General features: G+C 49.4%; 11 protein-coding genes. 10 read left to right on the top strand and 1 reads right to left on the bottom strand.

The genetic code is table 11. The features are described from left to right. Nucleotides 1–5 precede the first annotated feature (5 nt). Entirely contained in the window at nucleotides 6–1943 is a 1938-nt protein-coding gene (locus tag HMPREF9469_RS08335) for a sigma 54-interacting transcriptional regulator (RefSeq protein ID WP_007860916.1), read from the bottom strand. A 213-nt stretch (nucleotides 1944–2156) separates the two neighbouring features. On the opposite strand from HMPREF9469_RS08335, the gene alr reads away from it, so the two are divergent. The 10 genes from alr to recQ all read left to right on the top strand — a co-directional run bounded on the left by alr (nucleotide 2157) and on the right by recQ (nucleotide 13471). Beyond that, the gene (gene alr / locus HMPREF9469_RS08330; RefSeq protein WP_007860914.1) at nucleotides 2157–3371 is read left to right on the top strand and encodes an alanine racemase; all 1215 of its coding nucleotides are present in this window, start codon (nucleotides 2157–2159) and stop codon (nucleotides 3369–3371) included. A 5-nt stretch (nucleotides 3372–3376) separates the two neighbouring features. Continuing rightward, nucleotides 3377–4606: a dicarboxylate/amino acid:cation symporter gene (locus tag HMPREF9469_RS08325; protein ID WP_007860906.1), complete on the top strand. Its 1230-nt coding sequence runs from the start codon at nucleotides 3377–3379 to the stop codon at nucleotides 4604–4606. Between the two features lie 252 nt (nucleotides 4607–4858). Beyond that, entirely contained in the window at nucleotides 4859–6025 is a 1167-nt protein-coding gene (locus HMPREF9469_RS08320) for an aminotransferase class V-fold PLP-dependent enzyme (protein ID WP_007860904.1), read from the top strand. A gap of 6 nt (nucleotides 6026–6031) precedes the next feature. Further along, nucleotides 6032–6520 carry a RidA family protein gene (locus HMPREF9469_RS08315; protein ID WP_007860903.1) on the top strand — a complete coding sequence of 163 codons (489 nt, stop codon included), beginning with the start codon at nucleotides 6032–6034 and terminating at the stop codon, nucleotides 6518–6520. 114 nt (nucleotides 6521–6634) lie between these two features. After that, nucleotides 6635–7861, top strand: a complete 1227-nt coding sequence (locus HMPREF9469_RS08310; RefSeq protein ID WP_007860902.1) for a dicarboxylate/amino acid:cation symporter — start codon at nucleotides 6635–6637, stop codon at nucleotides 7859–7861. Nucleotides 7862–7926: 65 nt separating this feature from the next. Then, nucleotides 7927–8601 carry a 4-carboxy-4-hydroxy-2-oxoadipate aldolase/oxaloacetate decarboxylase gene (locus tag HMPREF9469_RS08305; RefSeq protein WP_007860901.1) on the top strand — a complete coding sequence of 225 codons (675 nt, stop codon included), beginning with the start codon at nucleotides 7927–7929 and terminating at the stop codon, nucleotides 8599–8601. 9 nt (nucleotides 8602–8610) lie between these two features. Further along, nucleotides 8611–9264 (top strand): RraA family protein, encoded by a 654-nt coding sequence (locus HMPREF9469_RS08300; protein ID WP_007860900.1) that lies wholly within the window; start codon nucleotides 8611–8613, stop codon nucleotides 9262–9264. A 15-nt stretch (nucleotides 9265–9279) separates the two neighbouring features. Continuing rightward, on the top strand, nucleotides 9280–9948 hold the full coding sequence (locus tag HMPREF9469_RS08295) for an RraA family protein (protein ID WP_007860899.1): 669 nt from the start codon (nucleotides 9280–9282) through the stop codon (nucleotides 9946–9948). Nucleotides 9949–10070: 122 nt separating this feature from the next. Further along, on the top strand, nucleotides 10071–10955 hold the full coding sequence (locus HMPREF9469_RS08290) for a LysR family transcriptional regulator (RefSeq protein ID WP_007860898.1): 885 nt from the start codon (nucleotides 10071–10073) through the stop codon (nucleotides 10953–10955). Nucleotides 10956–11107: 152 nt separating this feature from the next. Then, nucleotides 11108–13471: a DNA helicase RecQ gene (recQ, locus tag HMPREF9469_RS08285; RefSeq protein WP_007860897.1), complete on the top strand. Its 2364-nt coding sequence runs from the start codon at nucleotides 11108–11110 to the stop codon at nucleotides 13469–13471. The last annotated feature ends 68 nt before the right edge of the window (nucleotides 13472–13539 follow it).

Here is a 13539-nt window from a genome sequence, read left to right as displayed (position 1 = left end):
GGGGATCACTGCCCCTCCTGCTGGTTTAATTTCCTCCATATGGTAGTCCTGCACACGCCCAGTTGTTCCGAGGTTCTGTTTATATTTCCCCCATTCTCCGCAAGACACCCACGGATGATCTCTAGTTCCATATCCTTTAACGGCCCTTTGTTCACGATCATCATATGGGCGTGATCCGTAACATTATCAGAGGGGCCATGTTTGACCTCATATTCATCCAGACAGACCCTGACCGGTGTGATTTTCATACTGTTTAATATAATGTACCGGTGGATCACATTCTGAAGCTCCCGTATATTTCCCTGCCATTTCCGCGTAACCAGGAACCTTATCTCCTCATCAGCCATCTTCCGGGTAATGGGAACCTTGTAGAGCCTGGAATACATCTGGGAAAAGAAGTCAATGTACTGGGGGATGTCTTCAGAGTGCTCGTTCAGATTAGGCAGATATAAATTCAATATATTCAGGCGGAAATATAAGTCTGAACGAAACTCATTGTTTTGTATCATGGCCCCGATATCTTTGTTGGCAGCGGATATAATACGGATATCAATGTAAATAGGAGTTTTGGACCCCACCCGCCGGATCTCCTTTTCCTGTACTGCGCGCAGCAGCGCGCCCTGTATTTTCATGGACAGGGAGTTGACTTCATCTAAAAACAGGGTTCCATTATGGGCAAGTTCCAGGAGGCCGGTCTTTCCACCCTTTTTTGCACCGGAAAAGGACCCTTCCTCATATCCGAATAATTCGCTTTCCAGGAGTGACTCCGGTATTGCGGCGCAGTTTACCGCCACAAAGGGCTGGGATCTGCGCTGGCTGGCATTGTGTATGCTCTGGGCAAACAGTTCCTTTCCTGTTCCGCTTTCGCCGTATATCAATATATTTGCATCCACCGTGGAGTACAGCATGGCTTTGTTGATGGTTTCTTTCATTTTATGGCTGCTGCCTATTATGTTCTGGAATGAATAGCTTGTATTTGTATTCTTTTTATGTATTTTATTGCGGAGTCTGGACTCGCTGTCTTGGATTTCCTCTGCATTTCTTATTACGATCACCAGATTCCTGCAGTGCTCATCCACGGTGATCCAGAATTTCTGGATAAAATACAGGGAGTCCCCGACCAGGGAGATACATTCATCCTGTTCCTGGTCCTCCATAAATGCTGCCAGATCCTTTATGGTAAACTGGGATGATATGTCAGACAAGGGTTTGTCCACAACCTGGGGCGTGGTCACCCCCAGCAGCTGTTCCATGGTATTGTTTATAAGGCAGACCCTGCCGTTGTGTATCATCATCAGCCCTTCGTGAAATGCATTCTGGATCTGATACAAGAGCTGCAGCTGGTTTTCTTCATAACTTTTAGAGTTGAGGATGGAACAAGCCTGGATGATCGTCTTCTTTATGGTGTCCTTGCTTGTTTTGACAAAGACAACAGGATATCCCAGGGCATGGCCCACATCCTGGCCAATGGTGCCTCCCCCTGCCACACAATCCATTCCCTGGGACTGTGCCAGGACGATCTGGGTCTCAATATCTTTCTTTGATGCATATCTGTATATGTTCAGTTCCCTGATGTTGAGCAGGTCTTTTACAAACTGCAAGTTCAGGTCCAGGTGATCATTGTCTGCCAGTAATAATCCAACCCTGTCACCGTACCGGCCCGTGCCGGCCAACGCCTCAAGGGTGTCCATCCTGCCGGGATTGGCACTGAGGATGATAATGTCCGGAAACTCCTGTTTCAGGTAGTTGGCCATGGCTCCCCGTGTTACAATTACATATGGATAGCCCTGTTCGTTAAAGATAGCCCGGATCTGCAGGGAAAGGTTTTCCGTTATGTCATGGAAATCAATAAAATCATATTGGCAGCCAAGATCCTTACATACCTCGTCCACTGTCTGAAGCATACTTTCGTACATGTTTGTTATATAGAATTTTTGCGGCATGAGGTAACTCCTCTCAATGGGTGGTTGGATGGTGGTATATTTAAACATATTATAGTTGCATATGATTAAAATTGCAACATGCCAATGGGAAAAAAGGGGGAGAAACTGGCTAAAACAGCGGATTTATTACTTGGCATGGAACTTGCTGTTATATAAAGCAGGGTGCGCACCTGATAAAACTATAAAATGGTATGAGGAAAGGATTGGGGAAGGATGTATAATTACAGTAAATATTTAACCAGATCCTGTTGGCTGGAGATCGATCTGGATGCAATTAAAAACAATTATTATGAACTGCAGAAAATGGTGGGACCGGAGATCATCGTGATGCCTGCGATCAAGGCCAATGCATATGGCCATGGTATTGTGGAGGTTGCCCGCGCCCTGGAAACATGCAAGGTAAAATACCTGGCTTCCGGAGTTTTGCATGAGGCTGTCAAGCTAAGAAAAAACGGGATCAAATCCCCCATCATGCTGTTTGTCGGAAACAACATTGAGGAAGTTGCCGACCTGTATGTCAGATATGACCTGATGCCTACTGTGAGCAGCATTTCCCAGGTAAAAGCCATATCAGAAGCAGCGGGAAACAAAACAATGAAGGTATTTCTGCCCGTTGAAACAGGCCGCGGCCGCCTTGGTATTAATGCAGAAGAACTGGCTGATTTTGTAAAGCAGGTCCTTGCATATAAAAATATTGACATAGTGGGCATGTACAGCCATATGTCCTGTCCGGACTGGCCGGATAAGGAGTCGTTCTCACAATGGCAGTATGATCGTTTTGTTGGAGCGATCCGGGCAGTTGAGGCATTGGGTGTCAAGCCGGAGTTTTTGCAGATCGCCAATTCAAACGGCAGTATTTCGCGGCCTGACATGAGACTTACAGGAATCTGCCCCGGACAAAGCATGTGGGGGTATTCGACCATAGAACGAAGGGAGCCGGCGCCTGATCTGAAGCCGGCCATCAAAGCCTGGAAGAGTAAGCTTCTGTGTGTGAAAGATACCATTGGAGGAAAGTTTGGGGAAGGGTTTGCCGCAGTTAAGCTGGACCGTCCCATGCGTATCGGCGTTATGGCCGGAGGAATGTATGACGGTATCAGCCCTCACCAGGCCAATGGGGGATATGTTCTGATCCGGGGAAAAAAGATCCCGGTGGCAAGTTCCATCTGCGTGGAACATACAATTCTGGACCTGACGGACTGCCCAGAGGCTGAAATCGGTGATGAGGTGGTGATCCTTGGAACCCAGGGGGACTATGAAATTACTATTCAGGATCTGATGGCCAGATGGAAGAAGTCTGTTCCGGAATTTTTGGTTTCATTAAATTACAGTATACCAAGGGTTTATTTTGAAGAGGGAAAGCCCCAGAGGGTAGTGTGTATGGACGAATCCCAGGAGATTGTTGAAGCCGGATCTGAAAAGGAGGGATAATGACCATGCTGAAAAAGATAAAGCTTAGCAATTCTGTTCTTGTTTTTCTGGCAATGATCCTGGGCAGCATTGCAGGTCTGCTGATCGGACCTGGGGCAGCCTCCATCGGATTTATCGGAACCATTTGGCTGAATATGATGAAAATGTTCCTGGTTCCTGTTGTTATTTTTGTTATGGTGAATGGGATCACAAGCATGGATGATCCGGCGATGCTGGGACGTCTGGGCATCCGTATCCTGTTCATATATACCTGCACCACCCTGATCGCAACCTGCATTGCAATCCCGGTGGCCGTATTTCTAAGGCCCGGCAATGGGTTTGTGTTTGAGAATACCAATGCTGTTATGGAGGTGAGCCAGATGCCTTCATTCACTGAATTCTGCAAGGGATTATTTTCAACCAATGTGTTTGAGTCTTTTACGGATGCCAATATGCTTCAGGTTCTGGTCATATCGGTCATCATAGGAATCGCTATTGTATTTATTAAATCAGATGAACAGAGAAAAAGCATCACTGCCTGGTTTGAGATGATGTACAATCTGTCCATGGCGATCATTAAAATTGTGATGGCTGTGGCTCCCATCGGTGTTTTCTGTCTGATGGCATCCACCATGGGCCAGTACGGCGTGGAGTTTTTAGCCACAATTTCAAAGCTTGTGGGAACATACTATGTGGCGGGTATCATTCACTTTATACTGATCGTGGTGGGATTGCCTACCCTCTCCGGCTACGGGCCCATACGGTTTATTAAGAGTGTAAGCGACACCATTGTCACCGCGGCCAGTACCTGCAGCAGTGCGGCGACCATACCTACAAACCTGCGTGTGGCGACAGATAAACTGAATATACCCAAACCCATTGCTAATTTCTGTATACCCCTGGGGGCGCAGATCAACCAGGACGGAGCCGCCATACTGACGGCTGTCGTCATGATCTTCTGCGCGCAGGCCATTGGCCTGGAACTTACCTTTGCCCAGATGATCCAGATGGTACTGCTGACCACGCTGGTTTCCGCCGGTGCTGCGGCGGTTCCCGGAGGCGGCATTGTGAGGCTGATGATCGTGGGCGCTGCATTTAACCTTCCCATGGAATTGATCGCCATTGTAGGCTCCTTCTACCGTCTGTTTGATATGGGCGCCACTGCGATCAGTACGGTGGGGGATGCGTCCGCAACCCTGTTCCTGTACCGGCTGGAAGAAAGAAGAAACAAAAAAGGAAAGGAAGTTACGATATAAATTGATGCGGGCCGTCATAGAGGTCTGTGATAAGAGATAAGGGGCTGCCCGGAATATTTGACAAATGTCAGGTGTTCCGGGCGGCCTTTTTAATGATGCAGGAAAACGGATCCTGATAAAACTGGAGCGGTATGGATTGTCACAGGGCCGGTTTTTTCGGGCACACCGGCCGGATAAACCGTGAGCACACGGTTATGATAGCGGATATAATAAAATCACAGATCAATAAGAACTTTGATGGAGGGGAAGTACATGGAATTAAAAGAAAAATTTAAACAGGAGAGGGAGTATTATCCGGCCCTTGCCCATTGGACGTATCTGGACCATGCGTCCGGCGGCCTGTATCCCAGCTACAGTACACAGGCGATGAAAGCGTATCTGGATGACATGTCTGAAAACAGCATGACATTCCGGGAATTTACGGAGACCTGGGACTTTGCGGATGAGATGCGCGGCATTGTTGCGCAAATGTTCCACTGCAAAAGCGATGAGGTCATGTATGGCCTTAGTTCTACATGGCTGTTTAATATTTTCATAAACGGTATCGGGATGAAGGAAGGGGATAATATTATTACCACTGCCAATTCCCACGCATCTGTCCCATATATCATGCTGAATAAGATGCAGGATGGAGTGGAAGTCCGTTTTGTGCATCCCAGGGAAGGAGTCACGGAACCGGAGGATATCTATAGACTGGTGGACGAGCATACGCGTGCAATCTGTCTTTGCTACGTGGAGAATACATACGGCTTTAAACATGATTTAAAAGTGTATGGAGAGTTCTGCCGGAAAAATGATATATGGTTTGCCGTGGATGCAACACAGGCAGCCGGTGCCATGAAGATCGATGTGGAGGAAATGAAGATTGATTTCCTGACAACATCCTCCTATAAATGGCTTTGCTGTATTCTTGGCATCGGCTTTGCATATATCAGCAAGCGGCTGCAGAAGTGCCTGAAGCTTGTGGACACTGGATGGAGCTGCTCCGTTGACCGGTGGCATAAGGATACGGAGCATCCGGTGATCAGTGAAGATGCAAGGCGGTTTGAGTGCGGAGGCATCAGCGTGGTGGGCCTGAAAGGTGTGTCAAAGACCATCAGCAGGTATAACGAGCTGGGGGCAGATGATGTGGAGCAATACTGCCTTTCCCTGGTCGATTACCTTTATGACCGTGTGGAAAAGGAACTGAAAAAGACAAGAATATATGGTAACTTTAAAAAGGAAAACCGTTCCAGCATCGTCACCCTAGCAATGCCCGCGGAGTGGGGGATGACAGATGAAAAGGCGGCCAAAAGCGGTATCCGCGCCCATTGTCCGGCTGAAGGGCTTCTCAGGGTAGGGTTTCATTTCTATAATAACACAGAGGATGTGGACCGGTTGGTGGATTTCCTGAAAACTTGTGAGCAAGGGGAGGAGTAAGGACAGATGGCAGTCAGTGCAAAAGAGCGGCTTAAGGAGCTTGGGATCGTATTGCCGCAGGTCAGCAGACCCAGCGGTTCCTATATACCGGCAGCAGCGTCAGGTTATCTGCTGTTTACTGCAGGACAGGTTCCAAGGGTCAATGGTATTGTGAAACACAAGGGAAAGGTGGGGGAGGACAGCACTCTTGAGGATGCTTACGCGGGAGCCAGGATCTGCGCGGTCAACTGCCTGGCAGCCATTGAACAGGCAGTGGGAAGTCTGGATCATGTGGCCCGGATCCTTAAGGTAAACGGATATATCAACGCTGCTCCCGGATTTACGCAGAATCCCAAAGTTCTGGACGGCGCTTCCGACCTGTTGTTAGAGGTGTTTGGAAATGCCGGACAGCATGCCAGGAGCGCCATCGGAGTGCAGGCATTGCCGGACAATGCGGTGGTGGAAGTGGAGATGACCGTGCTGTTGAAGGGACCTTGTGAGTATCCGGCGGTCTGAGAACGTAAGGGCTGGTGAACGCGCCGGACCGGGGAGCGCGCCGGATTAGAGGGATGCGCCGGACCGGGGGAAATGCCGGTCTGTAAGAGAGTGCAAAACATAGGAGGGAACAATATGTGGAAACTGTATAAGAGGGTGCCATTGGTATATAAACTGATGTGCGGAATGGTCCTTGGGGTGGTGTGCGGCATTCTTTTTGGTGAAAGAATGCAGGCATTTGAAATTTTCGGAACTCTTTTTTTGAATCTTTTGAAAATGGCGTGCGTGCCGTTGATATTCTTTAACCTTGTCTCTGGAATCTCATCACTGGATGGACCTGAGGTGTTTGGGCGCATTGGTGTGAAATCCCTGGCTTATTACGGCCTGACAACCATATTTGCAGCAGTGGTAGGGGTAGGAGGCGGCCTGCTATTAAGACCTGGGGCCGGGTTGGTCCTCACTGAGTCATACCAGGGGGAGATTGCTGAAGTTCCGGGTATGCTGGACACGCTGGTGGGCATGGTGCCCTCCAATATTTTTTCAGCCCTGGCCAACACAAAGCTGGACCAGGTGGTGGTGTTTTCTGTTTTTGCCGGCATAGCTGTCCTTATGATGGAAAAAGAGGACAAGAACATGCTGTTTAAGGCGTTTAACGCATTTGCAAGACTGTTTAACAAAATGGTCGCCATTGTTATGGGATACGCGCCCATTGGCGTCTTTGCGCTGATCGGTTCAACTGTGGGTAAGTATGGCGCCGCCATGTTCGGGCCTGCAATGAAATACATTGCGGCAGTGGCAGTCTGCATGCTGGTGCATTTCTGCATTTACTTTGTGATCCTGTTTATCATGACAGGAAAGACGCCTTTGGATTTCCTGAAAAAGACCTTTGCCCTGATCGCTACCACATGCAGCACTTCTTCCAGCGTTGCCTCTGTGCCGGTTAATATGGAGTGCGCCAAGAATTTGGGGTGCAGCCAGGCAATCTATGGTTTTACCATTCCCCTGGGTTCCCAGATGAACAAAGACGGGCAGGCGATCATGCTGACCATATCGCTATTGTTTGCGGCTCAGGCAGCAGGGGTGACCTTTGGTTTCAGTGAACTGGTCAAAGCGATCCTCATCGCGCTGCTTTTAACAACCGGTTCCGGCGGGATCCCGGGAGGCGGACTGGTGACCATTGCAATTATCATTGATACATTTTCTATGCCCACGGAAGCGGTTGCCATCATTTCAGGCGTGTTCTTTATCATCGACCTTCTGAATACCACTATGAACTGCTATGGGGATTTGGTGGGAACCTATATTGTGGACTATACGGAAAAAAAGAGGCAGGCAAAAGTAGCGAAGGCTGTTGCACATTAGTGTATTCCCGGAGATTCCCGGAGTACACTTAAAGCCTGCAAATAAAAAAAGGAGGAAAGGGAAGGATGAAGAAAGATGTGATAAGACTGCGTCCGCTGATCAGTGATGAAATTTTGGAAAAACTCAGCCGTCAGGATGTGGCAACGGTTCATGAAGCCATGGGACAACGTGGAGCCATGACACATAACATACGGCCCATACGCCAGGGGATGAAATTATGCGGACGGGCGCTGACTGTTAAGTGCCATGCAGGCGATAATCTTATGCTGATCAAGGCTGTCAGCATGGCCCAAAAGGATGATGTGATCGTTGCGGATATGGGTCCTCTGGCGGATAACGGACCATTTGGGGAGGTGCTTGGAGTGGACTGCCAAAGCCATGGCGTCAACGGGTTGGTGGTGACCTGCGGAGTGCGTGATACAGAGGCATTGAGCAGCATGGATTTCCCGGTATTTTCAGGAGGGGTAAGTGTGTTTGGAACTTCAAAGGCTGTAAAGGGAACCATTAACCACCCTGTTGTTGTGGGAGGGGTGCTGGTCCATCCCGGGGATGTTATCCTGGGAGATTGGGATGGGATCGCAGTCATCCCCTGTGAGGAAGCGGCAGAGGTTTTAAGACTGGCGGATATGCGCAGGGAAAAGGAAAAGGGCGTCATGGAACGCCTGCGCAGAGGCGAGTCATTGTTTGATATATATGGTTACCAGGAAACATTCCAGGCATTAGGAGTGATTGAAGAATAGGGGGAATTGATGATGACGGATACAATTGTTGAACGTGTAAGAAAACTGGATACCACCAGCATTTCCGATGCCATGGATAAGCTGGGGATCGAGTGCTGCGGGTATCATATAAAGCCGGTCAGCACCGGGCTTAAGATCTGCGGCAGGGCATTTACGGTCCATTACGTGCCCTGCGGCGTGGTACAAGGAACGGTGGGGGATTTCCTGGATGATGTACAGCCGGGCCAGGTGGTTGTAATTGACAATGGCGGCCGTGATAACTGTACGGTCTGGGGTGATATTATGGCAAAAACCGCAAAACTCAGAGGGATCGAGGGTACGGTCATAGATGGGGTGTGCCGGGATATACCTGCTGTATTGGAGTGTGGGTATCCGGTGTTTTCAAAAGGCTATTATATGCGCACGGGCAAGGACCGGGTACGGGTGGATGCGGTAAATACACCGGTGCAGCTTTCAGATATCCCCGTGTATCCAGGTGATATCATCCTGGGTGACGATACCGGAGTGGTGGTGATCCCTCAGGACATGGCGGAGGAGGCGGCCCGGATAGCGGAGGAGATCGAGGAAAAAGAGCAGAGTATTTTTAAACTTGTATCCCAGGGCATGGCCTTAAAGGATGCGCGCAGCCAGGTTGGCTACCACCATTTGCAGACAAGGGAATAAGGGAGGATTTGTGATATGAGCAGGTTTAATGAGTTATATGGTGAACGGTTCAGAAAGCTGTCATCCACAAATGTATCAGATGCCCTGGATGCTCTTGGAATCCATGGTTCTACATGCGGTATCCGGCCTATGGCGGAGCGGTGGACAAAGATCGTAGGTCCGGCGGTCACCATGCGGATGACAGCTGCGGGAGAGACAAAACAGAAGACGCACCTGGGAATGAATGCCATTTCTGCAGCGGAAAAAGGCGATGTGATCGTGATTGACAATGGCGGCAGGATGGATACATCCTGTTGGGGCGGTATTCTGGCCAATGCAGCCAAAGTCAAGGGGATTTCCGGTACGGTGATCGATGGCTGCTGCCGTGATCTAAATGATTGCATGGATGCGGATTATATTGTCTATGCCCGCGGAACCGTGGTGTGTACGGCCCGGGGCCGTGTGATGGAGGAGAGTACCAACCAGATGATCCAGTTCGGGGGAGTCCAGGTGCGTCCGGGGGATATTGTGATGGGAGATAACAGCGGTGTGGTCATCATCCCACAGGAACATATGGAAGCAGTCCTTTTAAAAGCAGAGGAACTCTGGCAAAAAGAGGAGGACATGGTGGCGGAGATCCGTTCCGGTGCGGATATTCTGGAGGTTGATGCAAAATACAATTACAATAGAATGCTTCAGAAATGATCACATCAAGTCCTCCGAAAATCAACGGATACCGTGTTGCTTTTCTGCTGCCGGACAGGTACAATTGTTACAGGCTGAAACGTACAGCAAGGTAAAATCCGGGTGTAAGGAGGACTTTTTTGATGAACACAAAGCATTTGATAACCTTTGTTACATTTGCAAAGAAGAAATCTTTTCTGAAAACATCCATGGAACTGCATTATGCTGAATCCACGCTGGCGGAACATATCACATCCCTTGAGCGGGAACTGGGAGTAAAGTTAATAGAGGCAGGTTCCAGGGGCAGCAGGCTTACAAAGGCCGGAGAGGCATTTCTGCCCAGGGCAGAGGAAATCCTGGGAATGTGGCGGGAGGTGCAGCAGCAGATGGCCAAGATGAGCGGTATCCAGAGCATACGCATCATATCGGCTGAATCCCTGGCGCTGAACATGATGCCGCCTATCTATCGGGAATTTTTACAAAAGTATGAGAATATCCCCCTTTCCATATCCAACGGGCTGCCATCCACGTTCTGCGATCAGCTGAAAAACCATGATGTGGATATTGCCTTTGGTTACTATTGGGGGAAACTGCCCAAAGATAAGTATGAGTGCATCCGCATATGCCAGGATGAACTGGTATTTTTTGTATCACCCAGCCACCGGCTTGCACGCAGGTCATTGGTGAAGCTGGAGGACTTTGCGGATGAGATGTTTTTATTTACAAAAAGGGATTCTGTTTACTATGAGGAGGCCAACAAGCTTTTTAAAAGTTCGGGAATGAATCTGAATACCAGCTTTTTTATTGACAGCGCGGAGCTGATCAAAAAATATGTTTCCGACAGCAGGCATATCGGATTTCTGGCCAGGAGCACTCTTAAGAATGAGATCGAGTCGGGAAGCCTGGTCTGCCTGGAATTTGACGGGCCGTCCATGATGATCGACATTGTGGCCGTGACATTGCTGAAAAGCAATCAGGAGCCTATGATACAGGAACTGATACATATTGCCGGGAAGTATGCCCTTTGAGGGTATGATCTGTACGATACCGGAAAACTCGTATGGCAATTTGCTGCAGAAAATGGTATGATATGAATCATTAAGGATAATCCCCTGCAATCTACAGGGGGTTATATAAGAGAGCTAATAAGGAGAAATAAATAAGGAGAATCAAATACTTAATGGATAAATATCAGGTATTAAAGCAGTATTTTGGCTACGATACATTCCGGGAAGGCCAGGAGGCGCTGATCGATGGGATCCTTGCCGGACGGGATGTGTTTGGGATCATGCCGACAGGCTCAGGAAAATCTCTGTGTTTTCAGATACCGGCGCTTATGATGGAGGGGATCACCCTTGTGATCTCACCCCTGATCTCCCTCATGAAGGATCAGGTGTCAACCCTGAATCAGGCAGGTGTCCATGCGGCCTATCTCAACAGTTCACTGACCGCGGGCCAGTATTATAAAGCCCTCAGCCTTGCAAGGGAAGGGCGCTATCCCATTATCTATGTGGCTCCGGAGCGCCTGGAGACGGAAGGGTTCCTGGATTTTGCCCTGCACGCAAAGATCACCATGGTGGCCGTTGACGAGTCCCACTGCGTGTCCCAGTGGGGACAGGATTTCCGCCCCAGCTATCTGAAAATAGTGGATTTCATAAAAAAACTCCCAAAACGCCCGGTGGTCAGCGCGTTTACCGCCACAGCGACCAAAGAGGTGAGGGAGGATATCATAGATATTCTCATGCTTCAGGATCCGGTGGTGGTTACAACCGGATATGACCGCCCCAATCTTTATCTCGGCGTACAGTCCCCCAAGGATAAATATGCAGCCCTTAAGAATTTTGTGGAGATCCATCCAGGACAATGTGGGATCATCTATTGTCTGACCAGGAAACTGGTGGAGGAGGTCAGCGACAGATTGAGGGCGGACGGCATTTCCGTAACCCGGTACCATGCCGGTCTCAGCGACAAAGAGCGCAGGCAGAACCAGGATGATTTCATCTATGACCGGTGTCAGGTGATGGTGGCCACCAATGCGTTCGGCATGGGGATCGACAAATCCAATGTCCGGTATGTCATACATTATAATATGCCCAAGAGCATTGAGGCGTTTTACCAGGAGATAGGACGCTGCTCCCGTGACCAGGAACCGGGGGAATGCATCCTGTTTTACAGCGGCCAGGACGTGGTCACCAATCAGCTGTTTATTGATAACAACCAGGATAACCAGGAACTGGACCCCCTGACCCGCCAGATCGTGCAGGAGAGGGACAGGGACCGCTTGAGAAAGATGACGTTTTACTGTTTCACCAATGAGTGTCTGAGGGATTATATCCTGCGGTATTTTGGGGAGTATGGCTCCAATTACTGCGGCAACTGCCAGAACTGTATTTCCCAGTTTGAAAATGTGGATGTGACGGATATTGCCGGGGCATTGATCGGCTGTGTGTCGTCCTGCCGCCAGCGGTATGGGGTGAATGTGATCATTGACACGGTCCGCGGAGCCAATACGGCCAAGATCCGCCAGTACCGGATGGACTCCAACGCCTATTACAGCGCGCTGGCCAAGGTGCCCGCCCACAGATTGCGGATGGTGATGAACCATCTCATGCTCCAGGATTTTCTCACCGTGACCAATGATGAGTATGCCATTGTAAAGCTGACCGGGAAATCCCTCCAGGTTCTGGAGGAGGGGGAACCGGTTGTGATGAAGATGGCCAAGGAACAGGATCATCCCGCCAAGATAAAAAGTGAGAAAAAGACCAGGAAGAATAAGACCGCAGGTGTTTCCCTGTCGGATGCGGATGAGGGATTATTTGAAAAGCTGCGGACCCTGCGTATGGAGATCGCCAGGGAGGAAAATGTACCGCCTTATATTGTGTTTTCAGATAAGACCCTGGTGTCCATGTGTATGGTAAAGCCAAGGACAAAAGCCGAGATGCTGACCGTGTCCGGGGTTGGGGAATTCAAGTTTGAGAAATACGGAGAACGGTTCCTGGCCTGTGTCATGGAGGAGGCGGGGGCTATTGGCAGTGAGGGTGATCCGGCGGATGAGCCATATGAAACCGGCGGGGATGACCTGTACTTTACCAGTGACAGTGATGAGTTTGACGACTGGAACCTGGAGACGGCCATGGATGCCTGGGAGAATGGAAGCCAGGAAAAGCCGGAGCCGGACAAAAAGAAAAAGGGTAAGAAGACCAAGACCGAGTTCATCATGACACAAGAACTGGCGGAACAGATCCATTATTCAGAGAAGGCATCCCTCAGTGACTTGATAGGCCAGATCAATGATTTAAGGGACGGGGAATCCATGAAGCGCCTGACCATAAAGTCCGTAGAGCAATGGCTGAACGACATTGGGAATTTTGAGATATGGTTCCTTAATGGAACACCCCGGAAGCGGCTGACAGAGGAAGGGGAAGAGTTTGGGATCCAGGCGGAAAAGCGGCTCAGTGATAAGGGAAATGAATATGATGTGTTCTATTATTCCAAGAAGGCACAGAAGCGGATTGTGGAGTGGCTGCTGGGAAATGGCGGCTGACAGGCGGATTTCATTCCGGAGCACGATCCCTTGACATGGCACGGATCTTTATGCTATACTGTCAATAC

Origin of the sequence: [Clostridium] citroniae WAL-17108 (genome assembly GCF_000233455.1) — a bacterium.
In the GTDB taxonomy this organism is placed as follows: domain Bacteria; phylum Bacillota; class Clostridia; order Lachnospirales; family Lachnospiraceae; genus Enterocloster; species Enterocloster citroniae.
This window is presented reverse-complemented; position numbering and strand designations above follow the sequence as displayed.

Coding starts and splice junctions, on each gene's coding strand:
- HMPREF9469_RS08335 (WP_007860916.1), bottom strand. CDS start 1,943: ATGCCGCAAAAATTCTATATAACAAACATGTACGAAAGTATGCTTCAG.
- alr (WP_007860914.1), top strand. CDS start 2,157: ATGTATAATTACAGTAAATATTTAACCAGATCCTGTTGGCTGGAGATC.
- HMPREF9469_RS08325 (WP_007860906.1), top strand. CDS start 3,377: ATGCTGAAAAAGATAAAGCTTAGCAATTCTGTTCTTGTTTTTCTGGCA.
- HMPREF9469_RS08320 (WP_007860904.1), top strand. CDS start 4,859: ATGGAATTAAAAGAAAAATTTAAACAGGAGAGGGAGTATTATCCGGCC.
- HMPREF9469_RS08315 (WP_007860903.1), top strand. CDS start 6,032: ATGGCAGTCAGTGCAAAAGAGCGGCTTAAGGAGCTTGGGATCGTATTG.
- HMPREF9469_RS08310 (WP_007860902.1), top strand. CDS start 6,635: ATGTGGAAACTGTATAAGAGGGTGCCATTGGTATATAAACTGATGTGC.
- HMPREF9469_RS08305 (WP_007860901.1), top strand. CDS start 7,927: ATGAAGAAAGATGTGATAAGACTGCGTCCGCTGATCAGTGATGAAATT.
- HMPREF9469_RS08300 (WP_007860900.1), top strand. CDS start 8,611: ATGATGACGGATACAATTGTTGAACGTGTAAGAAAACTGGATACCACC.
- HMPREF9469_RS08295 (WP_007860899.1), top strand. CDS start 9,280: ATGAGCAGGTTTAATGAGTTATATGGTGAACGGTTCAGAAAGCTGTCA.
- HMPREF9469_RS08290 (WP_007860898.1), top strand. CDS start 10,071: ATGAACACAAAGCATTTGATAACCTTTGTTACATTTGCAAAGAAGAAA.
- recQ (WP_007860897.1), top strand. CDS start 11,108: ATGGATAAATATCAGGTATTAAAGCAGTATTTTGGCTACGATACATTC.